This is a genomic window from Mucilaginibacter sp. KACC 22773 (assembly GCF_028736215.1).
Classification (GTDB): domain Bacteria; phylum Bacteroidota; class Bacteroidia; order Sphingobacteriales; family Sphingobacteriaceae; genus Mucilaginibacter.
Genome location: NZ_CP117883.1, coordinates 6,644,236 through 6,665,864, shown reverse-complemented (window position 1 = coordinate 6,665,864; position 21,629 = coordinate 6,644,236). Strand labels below are relative to the sequence as shown.

At 42.5% G+C, this 21,629-nt stretch carries 20 protein-coding genes; 18 read left to right on the top strand and 2 right to left on the bottom strand.

The annotated features are described in order from the left end of the window. Window positions 1-53: 53 nt before the first annotated feature. Window positions 54-404 carry a nitrite reductase small subunit NirD gene (nirD, locus tag PQ469_RS27585; RefSeq protein ID WP_090639551.1) on the top strand — a complete coding sequence of 117 codons (351 nt, stop codon included), beginning with the start codon at window positions 54-56 and terminating at the stop codon, window positions 402-404. Between the two features lie 213 nt (window positions 405-617). Here the strand turns inward: nirD and PQ469_RS27580 are convergent, their stop codons facing one another. Next, window positions 618-1,313, bottom strand: coding sequence for a Crp/Fnr family transcriptional regulator (locus tag PQ469_RS27580; protein ID WP_274210549.1), 696 nt, complete (start codon window positions 1,311-1,313; stop codon window positions 618-620). Window positions 1,314-1,754: 441 nt separating this feature from the next. Here PQ469_RS27580 and PQ469_RS27575 point away from each other — a divergent pair, with 441 nt between their 5' ends. The 17 genes from PQ469_RS27575 (at window position 1,755) to PQ469_RS27495 (ending at window position 20,621) form a co-directional block, all read left to right on the top strand. Next, entirely contained in the window at window positions 1,755-3,362 is a 1,608-nt protein-coding gene (locus tag PQ469_RS27575) for an alginate export family protein (RefSeq protein ID WP_274210548.1), read from the top strand. Window positions 3,363-3,391: 29 nt separating this feature from the next. After that, window positions 3,392-4,609 (top strand): CmpA/NrtA family ABC transporter substrate-binding protein, encoded by a 1,218-nt coding sequence (locus tag PQ469_RS27570; RefSeq protein ID WP_274210547.1) that lies wholly within the window; start codon window positions 3,392-3,394, stop codon window positions 4,607-4,609. 78 nt (window positions 4,610-4,687) lie between these two features. Further along, the gene (locus PQ469_RS27565; RefSeq protein WP_274210546.1) at window positions 4,688-5,473 is read left to right on the top strand and encodes an ABC transporter permease; all 786 of its coding nucleotides are present in this window, start codon (window positions 4,688-4,690) and stop codon (window positions 5,471-5,473) included. Window positions 5,474-5,506: 33 nt separating this feature from the next. After that, window positions 5,507-6,385 carry an ABC transporter ATP-binding protein gene (locus tag PQ469_RS27560; RefSeq protein ID WP_274210545.1) on the top strand — a complete coding sequence of 293 codons (879 nt, stop codon included), beginning with the start codon at window positions 5,507-5,509 and terminating at the stop codon, window positions 6,383-6,385. 31 nt (window positions 6,386-6,416) lie between these two features. Beyond that, window positions 6,417-7,718, top strand: a complete 1,302-nt coding sequence (locus tag PQ469_RS27555; RefSeq protein WP_090641607.1) for an MFS transporter — start codon at window positions 6,417-6,419, stop codon at window positions 7,716-7,718. A gap of 145 nt (window positions 7,719-7,863) precedes the next feature. Further along, window positions 7,864-11,382, top strand: coding sequence for a nitrate reductase (locus PQ469_RS27550; protein WP_274210544.1), 3,519 nt, complete (start codon window positions 7,864-7,866; stop codon window positions 11,380-11,382). 4 nt (window positions 11,383-11,386) lie between these two features. Beyond that, window positions 11,387-12,826, top strand: coding sequence for a rubredoxin (locus tag PQ469_RS27545; RefSeq protein ID WP_274210543.1), 1,440 nt, complete (start codon window positions 11,387-11,389; stop codon window positions 12,824-12,826). 500 nt (window positions 12,827-13,326) lie between these two features. Beyond that, window positions 13,327-14,334, top strand: a complete 1,008-nt coding sequence (locus PQ469_RS27540) for an aspartate-semialdehyde dehydrogenase (protein WP_090639618.1) — start codon at window positions 13,327-13,329, stop codon at window positions 14,332-14,334. Between the two features lie 245 nt (window positions 14,335-14,579). Further along, window positions 14,580-14,987, top strand: coding sequence for a hypothetical protein (locus PQ469_RS27535; RefSeq protein ID WP_274210542.1), 408 nt, complete (start codon window positions 14,580-14,582; stop codon window positions 14,985-14,987). A 47-nt stretch (window positions 14,988-15,034) separates the two neighbouring features. Further along, the gene (locus tag PQ469_RS27530) at window positions 15,035-15,628 is read left to right on the top strand and encodes a penicillin-binding protein activator LpoB (protein ID WP_274210541.1); all 594 of its coding nucleotides are present in this window, start codon (window positions 15,035-15,037) and stop codon (window positions 15,626-15,628) included. Between the two features lie 53 nt (window positions 15,629-15,681). After that, on the top strand, window positions 15,682-17,103 hold the full coding sequence (locus tag PQ469_RS27525; protein WP_274210540.1) for a COG3014 family protein: 1,422 nt from the start codon (window positions 15,682-15,684) through the stop codon (window positions 17,101-17,103). A gap of 131 nt (window positions 17,104-17,234) precedes the next feature. Further along, window positions 17,235-17,687: a Clp protease N-terminal domain-containing protein gene (locus PQ469_RS27520; RefSeq protein ID WP_274210539.1), complete on the top strand. Its 453-nt coding sequence runs from the start codon at window positions 17,235-17,237 to the stop codon at window positions 17,685-17,687. Between the two features lie 89 nt (window positions 17,688-17,776). Next, a complete protein-coding gene (locus PQ469_RS27515) occupies window positions 17,777-18,559 on the top strand; it encodes a hypothetical protein (RefSeq protein ID WP_274210538.1) in 783 nt (260 codons plus the stop codon). Window positions 18,560-18,591: 32 nt separating this feature from the next. Further along, window positions 18,592-18,798, top strand: coding sequence for a 2-oxoisovalerate dehydrogenase (locus PQ469_RS27510; protein WP_090639641.1), 207 nt, complete (start codon window positions 18,592-18,594; stop codon window positions 18,796-18,798). 12 nt (window positions 18,799-18,810) lie between these two features. Then, on the top strand, window positions 18,811-19,059 hold the full coding sequence (locus PQ469_RS27505; protein ID WP_090639644.1) for a type II toxin-antitoxin system HicA family toxin: 249 nt from the start codon (window positions 18,811-18,813) through the stop codon (window positions 19,057-19,059). Beyond that, on the top strand, window positions 19,056-19,958 hold the full coding sequence (locus tag PQ469_RS27500; RefSeq protein ID WP_090639647.1) for a LysR substrate-binding domain-containing protein: 903 nt from the start codon (window positions 19,056-19,058) through the stop codon (window positions 19,956-19,958). Before PQ469_RS27505 ends, PQ469_RS27500 begins: the two co-directional genes overlap by 4 nt. Window positions 19,959-20,066: 108 nt before the next feature. After that, on the top strand, window positions 20,067-20,621 hold the full coding sequence (locus PQ469_RS27495; protein WP_274210537.1) for a type 1 glutamine amidotransferase domain-containing protein: 555 nt from the start codon (window positions 20,067-20,069) through the stop codon (window positions 20,619-20,621). A 125-nt stretch (window positions 20,622-20,746) separates the two neighbouring features. Here the strand turns inward: PQ469_RS27495 and PQ469_RS27490 are convergent, their stop codons facing one another. Next, window positions 20,747-21,598, bottom strand: coding sequence for a DUF4198 domain-containing protein (locus PQ469_RS27490; RefSeq protein WP_090639653.1), 852 nt, complete (start codon window positions 21,596-21,598; stop codon window positions 20,747-20,749). Window positions 21,599-21,629 lie beyond the last annotated feature (31 nt).

The window sequence follows — 21,629 nt, the reverse complement described above, 5'->3', positions numbered from 1 at the left end:
AAAAGAAGGCCGCATGTTTAATATGGCGTGTTGTGCTGATAAAATATAATACAATGGAAACAGCGATAGAAATTAAATGGATACTGGCCTGTTATGTAGATGATGTGCCGGAAAATGGCGGATCGTGCGTAAAGCATGGCGATGAGCAGATTGCTATATTTAATTTTAGCCGCCGGGGCGAGTGGTATGCAACCCAAAATCTTTGTCCGCATAAACAGCAGATGGCTATTTCGCGGGGAATGATAGGTAGTACCGGCGAAAGTTGTGAGCCGAAAGTTGCCTGCCCATTTCATAAAAAAGCATTCTCGCTACTTACCGGCGAATGCATTGGCGAAGAGGAGCTGGTTATTAAAACCTATCCTGTAAAGGTTGCTGATGGTAAAGTATTTGTAGGTATTGCCTGAGAAGATGCAGGCAAATAATTAAAGCTATTTCAGGCGGGGATCCAACAGGGTTGCCGCCTTTTTTGTACAAACGGGTGCCCTGTCGCTCTTAAATGGCATTAGGTTCAGGAATTACGAACCGATTTAAATATCGAACACTAAATATCCAATATCGAATAATGAAGGAGAAACTTCGGTGTTTCACATTCATTATTCATTGTTTGGTATTTTATATTACTGGTTGGTGTCTTGTGTTAAAGCAAATAATTTTTCGCCGTTAATAATACTAATCTTTTTGCCGTTGGTGCTTATAATGTCTTCCTGGGTCAGCTCGTTCACTACTCTGAAAACGGTTTCATAAGTTGCGCCGGCATAAGAGGCCAGGTCCTGGCGGGTAAGTTCAATATCAATATGGCCATCTTTGTTAATGCCAAACTGGTCTTTTAGTGAAACCAAAGCATGGGCAACGCGGCCTTTAACAGGCATATGTGCCAGGTTGCGCATCTTTTTTTCTGCTTCCTGTAATTCGTCAGCAAAAAATAACATCAGTTGGTAGGTATATTGAGGGTTTACTTTCAAAGTTGCCTCAAAAAATTCCATATCAACATAACATATAATGCCATTTTCAAGTGCTGTTGCCGAAATAGGGTAATGGGTTGCGTGTTTTCCTAACACCCTGTGCCCAAAAATGGCTCCATTATTGGCAAAGCGGATAATGAGTTCCTTATCTGAGCCCCATTTTTTGTGAACTTTCACATTTCCCTGGTACACAAAATAGATTCCGGTAACCGGGTCGCCTTCGCTAAAAATAACCTGTCCTTTCTTGACTTTGAAGTTTTTTCTGTTCGCGGCAATGGCGGGCAACCATTCTTTTATGCAGCTTTTGCATAAAGTGCAAGTTTGATTGTCGCAATGGATGTTCTTTTTCATTTAGTACGTAGTTTCTGTTGTGTTTTTATTAAAAATAGTGATAAAAATCGTGTTATCTGTTAAAATTTACTTCATTTAAGCAGTTTTGATTAACGAATATTGATTTTCATTGAATTTAATTGCGAATTATTCAATTTTTATCGACTTGAAAATTATCAAAAACATATTTTGTCAATTTTTAAGCTGTCAAAATTTAAAATTTTGATAAAAAATTAATAATTACATGATTTTAATCATAAAAATTAACTTTTCGATGCAAATATTTGCATTTATTCATTAAATACGATATATTTATTAAATTAAATCAGGAATTATTAAAAAAAAGGTGTCGCCTATGGTGAAAATAAAAAAAATATAAAAAAAAGCCCTGTCGGGAGGTCGCATTCCCAGGCAGGGCCAGTATAGTTTTTAATCGCTTTAACAAATAAAAAACCAATTCAAATGTATAAAAATGTACGTTATAAATTCATAATATTCGCCGTAATTTTAATTTCAGGCACCTTACAAATTAATATTGCAAAGGCCCAGTTTAGCCTGGCAGGGCAATTACGTATACGGGGAGAAGCCCGTGATGGCTATGGTAACCTTGTGCCAAAAGGCGCAAAAAGCGCCGATTTTATTTCGCAACGTACCCGTTTAAACTTTGGTTATAAATGGGATCTTTTAACATTTGGCGTTAGTGTTCAGGATATTAGGGTATGGGGAGCTGATGCTTCAACCATATCAGCGGCGGACGGTAACCGTTTGATGCTACATGAAGGCTGGGCCGAGCTAACGCTGGCCAACAAAGCCGATACTAACGTTAAGTTTAAGTTATTGGATTTACTTACCTTTAAAATAGGCCGTCAGGAATTAATTTATGATGATTCGCGCCTTATTGGTAACCTCGATTGGCTACAACAGGCACGCCAGCATGATATGGCATTGTTAAAAGCCGTGCACCACGGCTGGCAGGTTGATCTGGGTTTTGCTTATAATCAAAATACCGATGCCAATGGCGTAACCAATAGTAATTATTTACCGGGCAATTTGCCTGCATATATTAAAAACAGTTTAGGTACGCTGGTACCGCTTCCGGCCGGTATTGTTCCGTTAACTGCAGCAGGAAGTGCGGCAAACAATAGTTCAAAAACGGGCACCCCCTTATTTACAAACCCCGCCGGTACTAATGGAGCTACGCAAAATTACAAATCGTTCACCAGTTTGTATATCAGCAAAAAGTTTGATCAAACCAAGATGTCTATTTTGGTATTTAACGATAACTTCGGTAAATATCGCCTCGATTCTGTAGGCAGCGCAGCAGCCGGATATGTTTACGGCAGGCGTTTTGTGCCAAATGGTGCAACCGATACCTATAATTATGGCGTAAATAAACGCTACACATACGGGTTAATGCTTAGCCCAACTTTTGGTAATGCCTCTGGTTTTGGGAAAATAGCGATACAAGCCGCTTATTACCGTCAATCGGGTAACGACAGGGATGGTAAAACCATGAGTGCCTACCACTATACTGTTGCCGCAACTTACCAAAAAGATCTTTTCAGCATAACACCGGGTTATGATGTACTATCGGGCACAACCGTTGCCGACCAGGCGGCGGGAAAAAACAATTCCTTCGATCCGCTATACGGCACACCGCACAAATTCTGGGGCTACATGGATTATTTTTATGCAGGCACCGGATCGCCTAAAGGCGGTTTAAACAACCCTTACGTTAAATTTAAATATACCGCTAACACCTTTGCTTTAGGTCTTGATCTGCATTCATTCTCCTTAAATAAGGATATGAAAAAGGCCGATGGTACAACCATAAGTAAAAACCTGGGTAAAGAAGCCGATTTACAGTTTAGCTACAACATGAACAAGTTTACCAATATTGAATTGGCTTACTCGCTCATGAAAGCTACAGACAGTATGCCGTTTGCTAAAGCACAAGCCGTAAACGATGTTACTGCCGCAACCTTTAATAAAACAGGTACCTGGGCTTATGTGATGTTAAAATTTACCCCCGACTTTTTTTACAGTAAACCAGTAGCTATTAAACAATAACTAAATCATTAAAACTTAAAATGCCTGCAATGAATATACATATACAAAAATATTACAAACCCATGCTATTATGGTGTTTGTGCGCTTTACTTGTGGTAAGCGGCGCTGTTGCCAAACAGCCAAAAAAAGTTGTTAAGCTGGGCTTTATCCCGTTAACAGATTGCGCCCCCCTGGTAATTGCAAAAGAAATGGGCTTTTTTGCCAAATATGGTGTTGATGTACAGCTATCAAAAGAAGCATCATGGGCGGTTATCCGCGATAAAATATTAAATGGCGAACTCGATGCCGCGCACTGCCTCTTTTCTATGCCATTTTCGGTATACACAGGGATTGGTGGGAAAGCCGGGTCGGAAATGAAGATAGCCATGATCCTCAACAATAATGGCCAGGCTATAACCCTGTCGAAAGATTTTTGCGGGCTGGTTGGTTTTCGCGATCTGAAAAAGGTAGCGGCTGCTATTAAAGATGTAAAGTCCCGTAAGGAAGTAACCTTTGCCATGACGTTTCCGGGCGGCACGCATGATATATGGCTTCGCAACTGGCTGGCAGCATGCGGTGTAAATGCTAAATCGGTGGGTATCATTACCATACCACCGCCGCAAATGGTAGCCAACATGAGGGTGGATAATATGGAAGGCTTTAGTGTAGGCGAACCATGGAACGGCGTAGCGGCAACCCAGGGAATTGGGTTTACCCAAATATCCAGCCAGGACATATGGAAAAACCATCCCGAAAAGGCGCTGGTGGCCAACAAAGCATTTGCAGAAAACGATAAAGAAGACCTTAAAAATGTGATGAAAGCCCTTATTGAAGCCTGCAAATGGCTTGATGTAATGAGCAACCGCAAAAAGGCAGCGCTTTTATTAAGCAAACCTAATTATGTGAATGCACCGGTACAGGTTATTGAGGCCCGGTTAATGGGATCGACAGAAATCGGTTGCGACCTGGGTGTACAAAAATACAAGGATGATTATATGTTGTTTTACAACAATGGCGCGGTAAATACACCAAAACTATCATACGGTATCTGGTTTATGGCCCAGTATATGCGTTTTGGAATGATAAGCACGGCTCCGGATTATTCGGCAGTAGCGCAGAAGTTGATCCTGGACGATTTATACGCCGAGGTTGCCAAAAGTATGGGGGTACCTGTACAGGAGGATATGAAACCGTTTAAAACAAACCTGGAAACTATAGTTTTTGATCCAAAAAATCCGGCACCGTATATAGCCGGTTCAAAAAAATAGGTTGAATAGTTAATTAACATGGAAAAAGCCTGCCGGGCTTATTTGGCCCGGCAGGTTTTACCAAAACATTAAAATGATATGAAGCAATTATTTTCGGTAAAAACGGCCATGTCGGTAGTCTATTTCCTGGCAGGCATGATCATCATGGGCGGTATATGGGCTTTAATAGCTAAGCTCACTAAAAACGAGATTCCTGCCCCATCGGCTACCTGGACTGTTTTTAAGGAGGTAATACAGCATCCATTTCAAAACGATGCCGACCAGAAAGGGATAGGCACCAAACTGCTGAGCTCGCTTAGCCGGGTAAGCATTGGTTTTGGTTTGGGCAGTTTATTTGCAATACCCATTGGCTTAATTATGGGGAGCAGCAAAATAGCTATGCGGGTTATTAACCCGATGGTGCAAATTTTAAAGCCGGTTTCGCCCCTGGCGTGGTTTCCCTTAGGCCTGGCCATTTTCCAGGATTCGCCAAAGGCCAGTATATTCATGATTTTTATATGCTGTTTGTGGCCAACGCTCATCAATGCAGCGTTTGGTGCATCAAATATCCCGCAGGATCACAAAAATGTAAGTAAGGCTTTTGGCTTTTCAAAGTGGAAATATCTTACCAAAATATTATTGCCATTTAGCCTGCCCCATATTATTACCGGGCTAAGGCTGTCAATAGGTATTGCCTGGATGGTAATTGTTGCCGGCGAAATGCTTTCGGGAGGAATTGGCCTGGGCAACTTTGTTTGGGAAGAAGGATTTAATGGCGGTAGCGTAGCAAAAATTTTAGTAGCTATTATCATTATAGGAGTAGTAGGCTCATTGCTTGATAGGTGTTTTACCTGGTTGCAGCAAAGATTCTCGTACGCGGTTTAAAAATTAATCATCATTTATTTAAAATTTAATTTTATGAGTAACATGTCAATAATTGCACCACTTGAGGATGACATTACTGCAACTGCTGAAATTATTTTGGAACAAGCCGTCAATACGCCGGTAAGTATCCAGATAAATAATGTGACAGTTAGTTTTAAAACGCCCAAAGGAATATATACCGCTGTTAAAGAAATTGATTTGACAGTAAGAAAAGGCGAAATAGTTGCATTGATAGGCCATTCCGGCTGTGGTAAATCAACCCTGATGAGCACCATAAGCGGCATGGTTAAACCAACAAGTGGCGAGGTGTATGCCAATGGCAAAAAAGTAAACTCGCCCGGGCCCGACAGAGGAATTGTGTTTCAAAATTATTCGCTGCTTCCGTGGCTTACAGTTTATAAAAATATTGAAGTAGCAGTTGGTGCAGCCCTTAAAGAACTGCCTGCTGCAGAGCGTCTTAAATTAGTGGAAACTAATTTAAGGATGGTGAACCTTTGGGAACATAAAGATAAGTTGCCCGGCCAGCTTTCGGGCGGCATGAAACAACGGGTGGCTATAGCCCGCGCCTTTGCTATCAATCCAAAAATATTATTACTTGATGAGCCTTTTGGTGCGCTTGACGCCTTAACCAAAAGTGCCATGCACGTTGAACTATTAAAATTATGGAACCTTGATCATCGCGAAAAAACCATTGTAATGGTTACGCATGATATTGAAGAGGCCATTTTTTTGGCAGACAGGGTAGTAGTTATGAACAACGGCCCTGCGGCTACTATAAAAGAAATTGTGGATGTACCATTGGCAAGGCCGCGTAATAAAAAATTTATAGTACACGACCCTATGTATATGGAAATTCACGACCGCTTATTGAATTTACTGATTGATAAGTTTTCTATAGATGACGAACATTAATAATATACCAATCCCCCCAAAAAACGATAGCATGAATAATACAACAGCAAAACAACTTACCAAACTGAATATATTTTCGTTAAAGGGCGTGCAGATGCGCACCTTCCATACCACCTGGCTCATGTTTTTTGTGTGCTTTTTTGGCTGGTTTGGCCTGGCACCGCTGATGCCAACCATCCGTGCCGAACTGCATTTAAGCAAAGGTCAGGTAGGTAATACCATTATAGCATCTGTAGCAGCCACCATTATAGCACGCCTTATTATTGGTAAACTTTGTGATACCTGGGGGCCACGTAAAACAGCTGTAAGGTTATTGCTTATAGGTTCGTTGCCCGTTTTTTTTGTGGGCCTGGCGCATGACTATACTTCGTTCCTGTTGTTCCGCCTGGCTATTGGCGTAATAGGTTCGTCGTTTGTAATTACACAGTTCCATACATCTATGATGTTTGCACCTAATATAAAGGGTACAGCCAACGCCGTAACAGGTGGCTGGGGTAACCTGGGTGGTGGTGTAACTAATATGGTAATGCCGTTAATATTTGCCGCCATAGTTGGTGCTGGTTATACCAAAGCCGAAGCATGGCGCTATGCCATGATAGTGCCGGGTGCATTGATGCTGATCATGGCATTTATATACTATAAATTTACCAAGGATACACCTAATGGTAACTATGACGAAATAGGACATACCAAAGCCAATTCTTCAAAAACAGACTGGTCAATTTTGGGTGACTGGCGCGTTTGGGCCTTAACCTTATCATACGCCATGTGCTTTGGTATGGAAATAACTTTTGACAACGTAGCCTCCTTGCACTTTGTTGATACATTTCATTTGTCGCAAAGTTCGGCGGGTTTTTGGGCCGGTGTTTTTGGGTTCATGAATATTTTTGCCCGTGCATTAGGCGGTATCGTATCAGACAAAGTTGGCGGCAAATTCGGCATGCGTGGCAAGGGCTTATTGCTTGCGGGTGTTTTGCTATTAGAAGGAGCGGGGCTTATCCTGTTTGCCAGCTCGGGCAACCTTACTGCTGCCATTATTTCTATGCTTTCATTCGCGCTGTTCCTTAAAATGTCAAATGGTGCTACTTATGGCATTGTTCCGTTTATTAACAGTAAAAATGTAGGTATGGTGAGCGGTATAGTTGGTGCAGGCGGCAACCTGGGTGGTATGCTGTTTGGCTTTTTATTCAAATCATCTACCATTACTTATGTACAGGCATTTACCTATATCGGTATAGCCGTTATGGCAGTATCTGTAATTGTATTGATCACCCGTTTTCAAAAACAAACAGTATCAAAAGAAGTTGAAGAGCCGCTTGTTGCGGTAGCATAGTAAGCTAAAAGCGGAAGGCTGAAAGCCTAAAGCGCTAAATAGTTCAATAAAAATAAGATTTAAGAAAGCTTTGAGCCTGGTGCTTTTTGCTTTCGGCTCAAATAAAGCTTTCGGCCTTTGGCCTTAAGCTTTTAGCTATAAAAAGATGTCGATAAATAAACGCTCTGTTAATACATTAAAAAGTACCTGCTGTTACTGCGGGGTGGGTTGCGGCGTTGTTATTAACAAAGAAAAAAATGGCAGCATAACTTTAGAGGGAGATAAAGACTATCCTGTAAATAAAGGGATGTTGTGTAGTAAAGGGCTTAACCTGCATTACACTGCCAATGATAAAACAGACAGGCTGTTGTACCCGCAAATGCGTTATAATAAAAGCATGCCCATGCAACGGGTAAGCTGGGATGATGCGTTGGAGCGTACAGCAGCTGTTTTTAAAACTTTCATCGATAAATACGGGCCAGACTCGGTGGCGTTTTATGCTTCGGGGCAATGCCTTACCGAAGAGTATTACGTGGTGAACAAGCTGATGAAAGGCTTTATAGGCAGTAATAATATTGATACCAATTCGCGCCTGTGCATGAGTAGCGCCGTCGTGGGTTATAAAGTGGCGCTGGGCGAAGACAGTGTACCGGTTTGTTATGACGATATTGAACTGGCCGATTGCTTTTATGTTACCGGCGCCAACCCGGCCTGGTGCCATCCTATTTTATGGCGACGGGTTGAGGCCCACAAAGCAGCTAACCCCAACGTTAAAATTATAGTGGTTGATCCGCGGGCTACTGATACCTGCAGTATTGCCGATTTGCACCTGCAGCTAAATCCCGGTACGGATATTACGCTCAACCACGCCATTGGCAGGGTATTGATAGAAAACGGCGACATCGACGTTGATTTTGTAACCAAACATGCAGATGGTTTTGAGCAGTACAGTAAAATAGTATTTGAACGCACACTGGCCGAATCGGCTCAGATTTGCGGAGTAAGTGAAAGTAATATTCGCCTGGCCGCCAAATACATCGGCGAAGCCAAAGGTTTTATTTCGATGTGGACGATGGGCTTAAACCAAAGCGCTATCGGTGTAAACAAAAATTTAAGCCTGATAAACCTCAATTTAATAACGGGCCATATTGGTAAACCAGGCTCGGGCCCATTATCATTAACAGGGCAGCCCAATGCTATGGGCGGGCGCGAGGTAGGTGGCCTGGCCAACCTGTTGCCTGCGCATCGTAACCTGGCCAATCCTTTGCACAGGGAAGAGGTGCAAAAGTTTTGGGGAGGTACCCAAATAGCCGCCAAACCTGGCCTCACCGCTACAGAAATGTTTGAAGCCCTGAATGATGGCCGTTTAAAAGCCATCTGGATCATGTGCACCAACCCGCTAACCAGCTTGCCCAATGTTCGCCTGGCCGAAGAAGCTTTGAAAAAAGCAAAATTTGTAGTGGTACAGGAGATAAGCAACAAGCCCGAAACTTTGGCTTATGCCGATGTGATACTGCCCGCTGCCGCCTGGGCCGAAAAGGAAGGCACCATGACCAATTCTGAAAGGCGCATCAGCTATTTGAGTAAAGTACTTAACCCTCCTGGCGAAGCCATTCCGGATAGCGAGATCATTTGCCGCTTTGCCAAAAAAATGGGCTATAAAGGCTTTGATTTTAAAAATGCCGCAGAAATTTATGCCGAGCATGCCAAACTAACAGCTAAAACCAATATCGATATCAGCGGGCTAACCTACGAGATTATCAAACAGCAAGGATCGGTACAATGGCCTTATAAAAAACGGAATGTAACTATAGGTACACCACGCTTATTTACCGATAAAAAGTTTTATACCGAAAACGGGAACGCCCAAATAAGCGCTGTTCCTGATACCCTCACCAGTGAGATACCGGATGAGGATTTTCCATTTATACTCACCACCGGCCGTATCCGCGATCATTGGCATACCATGAGCAAAACGGGTAAGGTAAACAAGCTTAACCAGCACATTAAGCAATCGTTTATGGAGATAAACCCGCTTGATGCTGTTGAGTTAAACATACAGGATGGTGATGTTACCATTATCAAATCCCGCAGGGGCGAGGTGAGTGTGAAGGCAAAAATATCGGCAGAGATAAAACAAGGGGTTGTTTTTGTGCCGATGCACTGGGGCAAAATACTCAATAACGATTTGCACCGCATCAATAACGTTACCAATGACGCAGTTGATCCGATCTCGAAAGAGCCGGATTTTAAATATTGCGCGGTAAGCGTTCAAAAATATAAAAAGCCTTTTCAGCGTATAGTAGTTGTAGGCGCGGGTGCAGGCGCGCACGGCTTTGTACGATCATACCGGGAGTTGAATAAGGATGATGAGATTACTATTTTCAGTAAAGAAGAATATCCTTTTTATAACCGCGTAATGCTGCCCGATTACATTAGCGGCGAGCAAAGCTGGGAGCAGCTGATTAAAATGACCGACGAGGAGGAGCCTGAATTTAAAATAAGGTTGTTACGCGGTGTAAGTATCGAAAAAATAGACCGTGCCAATAAATATGTGCTGGATAGCCGTGGCATAAAAACCTATTACGATGTGTTGTTGCTGGCCACGGGCAGCCGGGCGGCCATCCCTAAAAACGTACCCGCATTGCAGGGTATTTTTAGCATGCGCAGCCGTAACGATGCCGATAACTTTAAAAAGCATGTACCCAAAAACGGGCATGTGGTTATTGTGGGCGGTGGTTTACTGGGTTTGGAGATGGCTGCTTCCCTACGTGAAATGGGGATCACGATCACCATTATTCAGCGTACATCCAGGTTTTTGAACCGCCAGCTGGATGAGTTGGGCAGCCGTTTGCTGCATGAGGAAATGGCCGACCAGGGCTGCGATATTTTTTATGACGACGAGGTGCAGCTATTTTACGGTCGTAATAAACTAACAGGTATTGGCCTTAAAAGCGGGCGCAAAATTGATTGCGACGCTATGATATTGGCTATTGGCACAACCCCTAACCTGGAAATTGCCAAAGATTGCGGCCTTGATATTAAACGCGGAGTTATTGTAAACGAGCGGCTGCTCACCAGCGACCCTAACATATATGCCATTGGCGAAATTGCCGAATTTAACGGCACGCTGTATGGCATTACCGCTGCTGCAGAGCAACAGGCCGCTGTAGTTGCCGGCTACATGAATGGCGATATTGGCAGCTACTATAAGGGTAGCCTGTTCATGAACATCATTAAAATTCATGGTTTTGACCTATGCAGTATTGGTTTATCAGAATGCCCGGATGATAGGGATTACGAAGAGATTGTATTTATTGATAAGGCCAAGCGCTATTATAAAAAATGCATTATTCACCAGGATAAATTGGTAGGTACCATTTTGATTGGCGATAAAGGCGAATTCCAGGAATTTAAGGAACTGATAGCCAACAAAACCGAATTGAGCGATAAGCGCCTCAAATTATTGCGCAGCGGCAAAACCGCCGAGCCTGTTTTGGGTAAACTGGTATGCAGCTGCAATAATGTGGGTGCCGATAACATACGCAATAAAGTGGCCTCAGGCTGTACCCAACTGGCCGATGTGTGCAGCCAAACCGGGGCGGGAACAGGCTGCGGATCATGCAGGCCGGAGGTAAAACGCCTGTTGGACGAGGTTTTGCAACAGCAATTAATAAAGGTATAAGCAGATGGAAAAAAAGCAACTGATTAAAATAAACCTGCCGGGTGGTGTAGCCTCTGCCGGCGATTTTTACGAAATGCTTATCATTGCGCAAAATGCAGGTGCCGGGCAAATTCGCTTTGGGAACAGGCAGCAACTTTACTTTGAGGTAGCTGCTGAAAAGATGGAAGACCTGGAGTTTGATATGCTGGGCGCTGGGATTGACCATGAAATTAATACCGACCAGTTCCCTAATATCACCAGCTCCTATATTGCCGATGGGATTTTTAATCATGAAAACTGGTTGAAGGAAGGGGTTTACAAAGACATTTTCGACCTGTTTGATTATCAGCCCGAGTTAAAAATAAACCTGGTTGATAGCAACCAAACTTTTGCCCCCTTTTTTACCGGTAATTTTAATTTTATCTCGTCGCCGGTAAGTAACTATTGGTATTTGTATATCAGGTTTCCTAAAACCAATATCCTGTATTGCTGGCCTGTATTGGTTTATTCAGACGATATCCCGGCCATGAGCAAAGCTGTGCAGCAGGTAATATTTGCCAATAAGCCGCTGTTTTATGACCAGGCCGAAGTTAATGCCGATTTGTTGTATCAACTGGTTGCTGCCAATAACCAGTTTGTTATCCAGCAAATAGATCAGCCCTTAAATATCCCCGAATTTCAATTGCCCTACTATGAGGGCTTTAATAAACAAGGCAATAAACATTGGCTGGGTATTTACAGGCGCAATGAATTATTTGATATCGAGTTTTTAAAAGAAATTTGCAACCTGTGTATGCAAACCAGGGTTGGGCAGCTGTATATCAGCCCATGGAAATCGTTGCTTGTTAAAAATATCGAGGCCAAACACAGGCCGCTTTGGGGCAATATGCTCAATAAATACCGGGTAAATGTACGCCATGCTTCAAATGAATTGAATTGGCAGGTAGAAGACCTGTGCAGCCAATGCCTTGATCTGAAACAACAGCTGGTTCGCGAATTTGAAGAAGCCGACTTGCGTACCTATCGCCTCAGCTTTGCCATTAAACGGTCGCCAAAATCGGGGATCTATGGCTCTATCATGATCCGCGAACGCAACCCCGACGAGTTTGAAATTGTGCACACCCGCGATTTTAACCACAATACCCGCGAATTTGTGGTGTATAAACAAGGGGTTGCTAAAATCGACTTAGGCCGCCATTTGATTGCGCTTTGCGATTTGTTTTATGAGCAGCAAAGCAATATTGTTCAGTCGGCCACCGTTGCAGGCAGGGAAGATATTAACAAGCCAATTAATCAAAAGGTAGTACACCAGTGTAAAAACTGCTTTACTATTTACGACGAAGCATATGGCGACGAACTAAACGGACTTGCGCCTGGGGTACCCTTCACCGGGTTAAAAAGTTTTGAATGCCCTACCTGCGGCGCCGGTAAAGAGGATTACAAGGAGTTGGTTTGCGTGGCATAGCTGATTGCTTTGTTTTTTCATATGACGAGTGATGATCTGTTAGGTAGCTTTGAAATTACGAAACCGCCCCATTCCCGGCAGCCGGATTAATTCAATGATTTAACGCCATCAATCGCCTGAATTAAAAATATTAACCACCGGTTGTGTACCACCCCGTACCAGGGTGTACCAGGGTGTACCAGGGTGTTTCAGGGCGTACCAGAGTGTTTCACCCCGTGCCGGTACACACAGTTTGCGGTTAATTTACTTCTCCTTCCCCTGTCCTCCCCAAGGAAGTAATCACACGTTTCCCTCCCTTTTTTCGCGTCTTCCCAACACCTTTTTCCTGCAACCGCTCACCCAATCAACTATTCACCCCTCACCATTCACTATTTAACTACCAATCAGGTAGATTATCTAAAAAAATGTGCATATTTGGGGTTCAAAATTTATTATCTAACAAATTAACACGCAATGAAGCGCCCGAAAGGGGTTTCATTACAATTAAAAACAATTAAACAATGAAAGTCGCAGTAGTAGGTGCTACTGGCTTAGTAGGCACCAAAATGTTGCAGGTTCTGGCAGAACGCAACTTCCCCGTTACAGAATTAATTCCCGTAGCTTCCGCAAAAAGTATTGGTAAAGAAATCACTTTTAAGGGTAAGCAGTTTAAGGTAGTTTCTGTTGAGGATGCGATTAAGATGAAGCCGGACGTTGCAATTTTCAGCGCCGGCGGCAGTACTTCATTGGAGCAGGCACCGCTTTTCGCGGCCGCAGGCACTACAGTTATTGATAACTCATCGGCCTGGCGCATGGATCCAACCAAAAAACTGGTTGTGCCCGAAGTAAATGCCGATGTATTAACCGCAGAGGACAAAATTATTGCCAACCCCAATTGCTCAACCATACAAATGGTAGTGGCGTTAAAACCGCTGCATGATAAATATAAAATTAAACGCGTAGTGGTATCTACCTATCAATCGGTAACAGGTACCGGCGTAAAAGCTGTTGACCAGTTGTTTAACGAGCGCAAAGGGATTGATGGGCCAAAGGTTTACCCTTACACTATCGACCTGAACGTAATACCTCAAATTGATGTGTTTACCGACAACGGTTACACCAAAGAGGAAATGAAAATGATCCTGGAAACCAAAAAGATCATGGGCGATGACAGCATTAAAGTTACAGCAACTACTGTGCGCATCCCGGTTATGGGCGGTCACTCAGAGTCTGTAAACATCGAGTTTTTACATGATTTTGATTTGGGCGAAGTACGTGAACTATTAGCTAATTCGCCTGGTATTGTAGTGGTTGATGATACCGCCAACCTGAAATACCCAATGCCGCTTGACGCGCACGATAAAGACGAAGTTTTTGTTGGCCGCTTACGCCGCGACGAAAGCCAGGACAATACTTTAAATTGCTGGATAGTATCTGATAACCTGCGCAAAGGCGCTGCTACCAACGCAGTGCAGATTGCAGAATACTTAGCGGCCAAGCATTTGATTGGCGCGCCGGTTGAGGCGTAATTAGCCTCACCCAACCCTCTCCAAAGGAGAGGACTTAAGAAAAGTTTTGATAGGGATAGTCGGTTGACTATCCCTATTTTTATATAAAAGCTCCTCCTTAAAACAGCCAACCCTGCCTGTTAGTTAACTGCTGCCTCATAATTAAGTAAAAAGATGTTTATTAACATAATTTAACGGTGCATCTGCGTTAACTTATTACGTTTAATAGCGTCATTTGTATTTCAATTACATTATTTTATTTCACAATGAAAACTAAGATAATTATAGCAGCCGTTGCCGTCTTCGGTAGTTTGTACAGCGGCGCGGTTAGTGCGCAGCAAACCGCCTTACTTGCCGATCAAAATCCGCGATATAAAGAAAGCCAGGCCAAATACGCCCGCGCGGCAGATAGCCTTACCAGTTTACAAGGCACAACCATACAGGATACCTACAAAGCTTATGACTGGTATGAGGCCAAGATGGAGCGCCGTCGCCAAAACCGCGAATGGAGGCACCAGGAACGCATGAATGGCTATTTTGATTATACGCCGTCATGGGGATTTTACGATAACTACTATTCGCCATCAATCAACTTTGGCTTTGGGGGCCGCTGGGGGCGCGGCGGATACCACGGAGGCCGTTCCGGTATCGGAATTGGTTTTGGCTGGTATTAAACAGCACCACGCATCACTTATTATCATAATTTAACAACCTACTATCAATGAAATTTAATAACATTTTAACCATTGCTGCACTTGCAGCTTCAACACTTTTTGCAGCTTCATGCTCAAGGCAGGTAACACGCATAAGCACCGATCAAACTATAGATGTAAGCGGCAACTGGAATAACAGCGACTCCCGGATGGCGGCCGAAGAACTAACCGGCAAAATTTTAGGCGCAAGCTGGATCGAAACTCATCAAGCCGATCATCAGGGCAAAAAGCCAGTAGTAATTGTGGGTTTTGTGCAAAACAAAAGCCATGAACATATTGATGCTGAAACTTTTTTAAAGGATATTGAAAGCTCATTTATCCAAACCCAAAAGGTTCGTTTGGTACAGGGTGGTAAAAAACGTGAAGAACTGCGTGCCGAAAAAGCCGACCAGCAAACCAATGCAACCGTGTCAAGCATGAAACAATTTGGGTTAGAGAATGGTGCCGATTATATCCTGCAAGGCTCTATCAATTCTATTGTTGATTCGCACAAGCGTCAAAAAGTAGTTTACTACCAGGTAAACCTCGAGCTTACCAATATTCAAACAAACGAAGTGGTTTGGATAGGGGAGAAAAAAATAGCCAAATACGTAAAAAATTAATTAAGTAAGCCTTGTCGCTGGTACGCCATGTTCAGGGTTCCTTATAGCTTAAAATGATAAACATACGTACGCGTTTTTTCCGCGCATCACCTGTTATAGGGGTGATGCTTTTTTTATTTGGTTGTACCACTTATAACCAAAGCCTGACATCCTATTACAAAAATGTTTACGCAGGTAATTACCCCCAGGCCGAAAAAGACCTGGATAATAATGGCCTTATTCAAAAGCCGCGCAATAAACTCCTGTACCTGATGGAGAAAGGGCGGGTAACGCATCTCAGAGGAGAATACGAGGAAAGCAATAAGTACTTTAACAATGCCGATCAGTTACTTGACAGTGGTTTAACAGGTGTTGCCGACGCGGCCGTTGGTTTATTGGTTAACTCGATGTCGCAAACATATAAAGGCGAGGATTTTGAAAAATTTATGATCCACTATTACAAGGCGCTGAATTACCTTTATCTGAACAATATTGAAGATGCCATCGTGGAGGCCCGCCGCATCACCCTGCAGGCGCAGGACCAGGGCGATAAATTTAACAATAAAGACAATCGTTACTCAAACGATGCCTTTGCCCTAATGTTCCAGGGCATGCTTTACGAACGTAATAACGATGTAAACAATGCCTTTATATCATACCGTAACGCTGCCGAGATCTACCTGAAAAACCCCGATCAAGCCTATTATGGTACGCCGATGCCTATGAGATTAAAGGAGGATGTGATCAGGACCGCCATGTTGAACGGCTTTACAACCGAGGCCGATCAGTTTGAGAAAACATTTGGTATTCCATACACTCTTGGTAAACCCACCGAAGGCGGCGTGCTGATCTTGTTTTGGGAAAACGGCCTTGCGCCGGTTAAAACACAGGAAGATTTATTTTTTAGCATGGTAAGGCATAGCGATGGCGGGTTGTTTTTTGTTAACGGTGCCGGTTTAGAGATCCCCTTTAATTATAGCGGCGACAGGAATAGGGTGAACCTGAAATCAGTTGAAAGTTTGCGGGTAGCTTTTCCAAAATATATTGCCCAAACGCCTTATTATTTAAGCGGCAGCATCAGTGTCAATAATGAACAAGTACCTTTTGAAAAAGCCGAAGATATTAATGAGCTGGCTTTTAAAACGCTGCAGCAACGTACTTTAAAAGAACTGGGCAAAGTGCTTGCGAGGCTTGCTGTTAAAAAAATGGCCGAATATGGCTTGCGTGCCGCGGCCACAAGCGATGGTAAAACAAACGGCGTTTTAGAGGGGCTGGGGTATGGCGTACAACTATACAGCCTGTTATCTGAAAAGGCCGATACGCGTAACTGGCAGTCCCTGCCTTCATCTATTTCTTATGCCCGCGTCCTGCTGCAAAAGGGGGCTAACAAAGTAAGTATAACCCTAAAAAATGCCCAGGGCGTTGCCGAAACCAAAACAATTGAGATACAAGGTAACGGAACGATGCAGTTTTATAATTATGCAACGTTACGGTAGGGCACATATTTATAACTATATTATTTAAGCCGATAAATGGGGATGAATTGCAATTATCCCTATTTTTATTTACGATAGTTTGATTGCTCCGGCGTTCTCATTCATCTGCTGAGTTTGAGTTATATTTAAAAATGGAAAACATAAACTTTTCTGACTTAACACGAAGTATTATTCAATCATCGGGAAGGCTAGCCGTTCAATTTAGATATAGTTTCATTGAACCTGAACATTTGCTGTTAGCTATTATAGATGAATGCATAAAAAATCCAGATAAAAATATCGTACTTAAAATCTTTAAGCACTTCAAGGTTAATTTATTTGAATTAATTGAAGATGTTGAGCGTTCTTTTGATTCGCTAAATATTCCTATCACGGATAGAAAAATACCTTTCACAAAAAAAACGGAGTACATTTTAAAACTTACATATGTGGAAGCTAAGAGATGTCACAGCATTGATATAGAAGCAGAACATGTTTTTCTCTCTTACTTGCGAGCTGAAACCGCTTTTTGTGAAAAGATATTGAACCACAAATATAATTTGACTTATGAACCTGTTAAAGATTATATAAAAAATATAGTTTAACATAGCGATCGAAAAGGCGGAACCAAGTAATAGTTATAAATTTCAACTATTATTTATAATTGCATCTGTTTTTTACTATCTTGTTACCAATGAAAGCCCTTAAGCTCGTCGTTGTTTTATGTTGCTGTTTTATCGCAGCCAATCTGTCTGCCCAAACTATTAGTAGTCCGCAGGCTATTGAGAATGACCTGTTACGTGTTTTTAAGCGCGTTAATTACTATGGCACGCATAAAAAAGAATGGAAAGCCATTGATTCCTTAAAAAAGATGAACAGCATCTTTGCCTTTAAGCTTAAATATTATACTGCTAAATACCCCTTTACTATCGATTTAAAATTCACATCGCTGGTAAAAGAGAGGATGGTTATCGCAACTTCGTCAGATGGCATGTTCCGTACCTATTCCTGGGATACCCGGCTGGGCAATGGCGGGTACGATTTTGATAACATACTGCAATACAAAGTTAACGGTCAAACGCTATCGCTCTTAAAAATGGACCCACCGGGCAAGGAAGCTTACTGGTTCCCGAAGATTTATACGTTTACGGCCAATAACAAAACCATGTATATGGCAGTTTATAACTCGGTAATGTCGGCCAGTAAAGCCGGGCAGGGTATTCGGGCTTATGCCATTGAAAAAGGTGTGCTGAACGGCCGCGTACCTATGGTAAAAACCCCTACGGCAGTATTAAGCCGTTTGTATTATGAATACAACCTGCAATCGGTAGCCGATTGGGATACTTTCCCGAGCATCACATTTGATCATACTACAAAAACCATACATACCCCCCTGGTTGATTTCAGCGGCAAAATGACCCGCAAGTTTATCACCTATAAATTTACCGGAAGGTTTTTCGAGAAAGTAAAGAGTTAAGAATTAATCATAAATTTTCAATAAATTTGAATATGAATGAAGTATTTTTCTTAGTAGAAGAAGCGATTGAGGGAGGTTACAACGCCAGAGCCATAGGTGAATCTATTTATACTCAAGGCGACACAATGGACGAACTTAAAGGAAACATTCGAGAAGCCGTACAGTGTCATTTTGACGATGATAATCTGCCCAAAATTATCCGCTTACACCTCGTAAAAGAAGAAATAATTACCGTTTAATTATAAGTAATTATGTCTCCTAAAGCACCAAGAGATGTGTCTGGTAGCGACTTGGTAAAGTTGTTGTCCAAATACGGATACAAGGTTATTCGTCAAGTTGGTAGTCATATAAGGATGTCTTTGGCCACAACGGATGAAGGGGCCAAAAGTATTACCATACCTAATCACAATCCTATTAAATTGGGAACTCTTATGTCTATAATAAACGATGTTTCTTCTCAACTAAAAATCAGCAAAGAGGATATAATAAATAAACTATGATATCCTTCGCCCACCGTGTTTTTATGGAAGTTGCCGCCAATTTGAGTTTCTCAAAAGCTGCACAGGTGCTGTTTGTAACGCAGCCCGCTATAAGCAAGCATATTAAGGCCCTGGAAGATCAGTATAAAGTACCCTTATTTGAGCGCAAAGGCAACAGCATACTGCTTACCGAAGCGGGCAGTAAACTGAACGAATACCTGCAGCAAGCCACCGAAATTGAACGCAAAATTGAATACGATCTCTCGGTACTCAGTAACCTGTCACAAGCTGCAGGCCATTTGCGCTTAGGGGCCAGCACCACCATTGCACTATATATTTTACCATCAATACTATCGGGTTTTCAGCGCGAGTACGCCAATGTAGATGTACAATTGGTGAACCGTAACTCCGAATATATCCTGAATGCATTACTGAATCACGAGGTTGATATCGGCATCATCGAGGTTGATAATAAGCTCACAACTGTATCCTACAATCCTTTCATGAGCGACGAGGTGATCCCGGTATGCTCAGCAAAAAGCCCGCTGGCCGGCAAATCGCTAACGTTAAAGCAGTTTGTTAAGACGCCGTTAGCCGTGCGCGAGCGCGGCTCTGGTACGCTAAACGCGGTTTTAAAATCACTATCGGCGCTGCATATAAAACCGGCCGACCTATCAGTAAAAATCCGCCTTGGCGGCACCGAAGCACTTAAAAACTTCTTACTGGCCGATCAGTGCCTGGGTTTTATGCCCCGCCCTTCTATCATCCGCCAGTTGGCCGAAGGCGACCTGGTTGAAGTACCCATCGAAGGCCTGAAAATTACCCGCGATTTCTTTTTTATCCGCCGTAAGGGAACGGAAGATTATGGGCTTACGAGTAACTTTATCAATTATGCATTGGGGCATATAGCTGATAGATAGTACCTTAAAAGTTCACTTTTGTTATTTTAAAATACCTGAAACCATCTAATCGTTGGCCTGTATTTATATTGCACTTAATTTATTATAGTAATAATTAAAAATACAGTTATGGCAAGTTTAAATGATCGTAAGGTAGCTATCCTTACCGAAGAAGGATTTGAACAGGTTGAGTTAACAAGCCCAAAAGCAGCCCTGGAAGCAGCAGGGGCAACTGTTCATGTGATATCGCCTAAAGCAGGCAAAATAAAAGCGTGGGACAAAACCAACTGGGGTATCGAAATTAATGTAAATAAACAACTGAGCGAAGTGAGCCCCGATGATTATGACGCGTTGGTTTTGCCTGGTGGCGTACTAAACCCCGATAAGTTAAGACAAAATAAAGATGCGATAGCTTTTGCATCAGCATTTTTAGATGAAGGGAAACCGGTAGCAGCCATTTGCCATGGCCCGCAGGTGCTTATTGAAACAGGATTGATTAATGGCCGCCGCCTTACTTCCTATCCGTCTTTAAAAACCGACCTGATAAATGCAGGTGCTGATTGGGTTGACGAAGAGGTTGTGGTTGACAACGGCCTGGTAACAAGCCGCACCCCAGCCGACCTGGATGCCTTTAACCGAAAAGCCATTGAAGAGATTGCCGAAGGCGTGCATCATGGGGCCTAAGCCCAGTGTGATTAAGATAAGCGCAAATAATATCGAATAATGAATGTTGAATATCCAACACCGAGATTTTCACTTCATTATTCGATATTGGAAGTTCGGTGTTGGATATATAAATCGATTATACTTTAATGCTTGTTGCCGAAGCCAAATTCGCGGTAGGTATCGGGCATGCTGCCGTTATTGGTAAAAGCAAAAGTGAAGGTGGTTCCCCAACTTTCAAAATCGGCATTTTTGTCTTTCGATGCTTCAATATGTACCGAGCTTAACATGTATATCCCTTCGCGGCTTAGTTTAAAAAATATAAGCCCACTTGCATCAGCGCTCAATTTCTGGGGATAAACATTGCCGTTAATTGTTTTTACGTACAAAATAACCACAGCGTCTTTCAACGGCTTGCCATGAAAAAGAACCTCGGCAGTAACATCATCGCCGTAATCGGCTTTGTAGGGGTTTTGTTTAATAACAATTTCGTATTCCTCGTTCAGTGGCTTTTCAAAATCCCGGTCGGTTGGTTTATCAACAGTTACCAGTGTTTTTAAGTAGCGGGTTGTTTTTTCTACAAAGTATTGCTGATTGTTGGCTTTTGCCTCTTCGGCAATTTGGTCAAGCCCTTCGCTGCTCAGGTATTTTAAAAACTTGTTTCTTTCCGATTCTACATTCTCACTTTTGATGACTTCGATGGTAGCTAAACCAGGGCTTTCCAGTTTGTAGTTTAATATATTTGATGCCGTATCTTTTGGCAATTTGCTCAGGTCGGTCTGTTTCTTTCCTTCGTACAATACAAATTTCGAGATCTTGGCGCCGTCGTATTTGTACTCCCCCTCCTTTGCAAATTCATTGCCGCTTAACAAGTGCAGGTTAATGTTATCGCCTTTTTTCATATAGAAACTGCCGGGCAATAAAAAGAAATCTTGCGCGTAGGCCGTAAAACCAATGATCAACAATACCGCCAATATTAAATATACAAATCGTTTCATCGTTTTTAGTTAGGAATTACCAAACATACAA

Excerpts from the sequence above, each read along its gene's own strand:
- nirD (WP_090639551.1), top strand. The coding sequence starts at position 54 with ATGGAAACAGCGATAGAAATTAAATGGATACTGGCCTGTTATGTAGAT.
- PQ469_RS27580 (WP_274210549.1), bottom strand. The coding sequence starts at position 1,313 with ATGAAAAAGAACATCCATTGCGACAATCAAACTTGCACTTTATGCAAA.
- PQ469_RS27575 (WP_274210548.1), top strand. The coding sequence starts at position 1,755 with ATGTATAAAAATGTACGTTATAAATTCATAATATTCGCCGTAATTTTA.
- PQ469_RS27570 (WP_274210547.1), top strand. The coding sequence starts at position 3,392 with ATGAATATACATATACAAAAATATTACAAACCCATGCTATTATGGTGT.
- PQ469_RS27565 (WP_274210546.1), top strand. The coding sequence starts at position 4,688 with ATGAAGCAATTATTTTCGGTAAAAACGGCCATGTCGGTAGTCTATTTC.
- PQ469_RS27560 (WP_274210545.1), top strand. The coding sequence starts at position 5,507 with ATGAGTAACATGTCAATAATTGCACCACTTGAGGATGACATTACTGCA.
- PQ469_RS27555 (WP_090641607.1), top strand. The coding sequence starts at position 6,417 with ATGAATAATACAACAGCAAAACAACTTACCAAACTGAATATATTTTCG.
- PQ469_RS27550 (WP_274210544.1), top strand. The coding sequence starts at position 7,864 with ATGTCGATAAATAAACGCTCTGTTAATACATTAAAAAGTACCTGCTGT.
- PQ469_RS27545 (WP_274210543.1), top strand. The coding sequence starts at position 11,387 with ATGGAAAAAAAGCAACTGATTAAAATAAACCTGCCGGGTGGTGTAGCC.
- PQ469_RS27540 (WP_090639618.1), top strand. The coding sequence starts at position 13,327 with ATGAAAGTCGCAGTAGTAGGTGCTACTGGCTTAGTAGGCACCAAAATG.
- PQ469_RS27535 (WP_274210542.1), top strand. The coding sequence starts at position 14,580 with ATGAAAACTAAGATAATTATAGCAGCCGTTGCCGTCTTCGGTAGTTTG.
- PQ469_RS27530 (WP_274210541.1), top strand. The coding sequence starts at position 15,035 with ATGAAATTTAATAACATTTTAACCATTGCTGCACTTGCAGCTTCAACA.
- PQ469_RS27525 (WP_274210540.1), top strand. The coding sequence starts at position 15,682 with ATGATAAACATACGTACGCGTTTTTTCCGCGCATCACCTGTTATAGGG.
- PQ469_RS27520 (WP_274210539.1), top strand. The coding sequence starts at position 17,235 with ATGGAAAACATAAACTTTTCTGACTTAACACGAAGTATTATTCAATCA.
- PQ469_RS27515 (WP_274210538.1), top strand. The coding sequence starts at position 17,777 with ATGAAAGCCCTTAAGCTCGTCGTTGTTTTATGTTGCTGTTTTATCGCA.
- PQ469_RS27510 (WP_090639641.1), top strand. The coding sequence starts at position 18,592 with ATGAATGAAGTATTTTTCTTAGTAGAAGAAGCGATTGAGGGAGGTTAC.
- PQ469_RS27505 (WP_090639644.1), top strand. The coding sequence starts at position 18,811 with ATGTCTCCTAAAGCACCAAGAGATGTGTCTGGTAGCGACTTGGTAAAG.
- PQ469_RS27500 (WP_090639647.1), top strand. The coding sequence starts at position 19,056 with ATGATATCCTTCGCCCACCGTGTTTTTATGGAAGTTGCCGCCAATTTG.
- PQ469_RS27495 (WP_274210537.1), top strand. The coding sequence starts at position 20,067 with ATGGCAAGTTTAAATGATCGTAAGGTAGCTATCCTTACCGAAGAAGGA.
- PQ469_RS27490 (WP_090639653.1), bottom strand. The coding sequence starts at position 21,598 with ATGAAACGATTTGTATATTTAATATTGGCGGTATTGTTGATCATTGGT.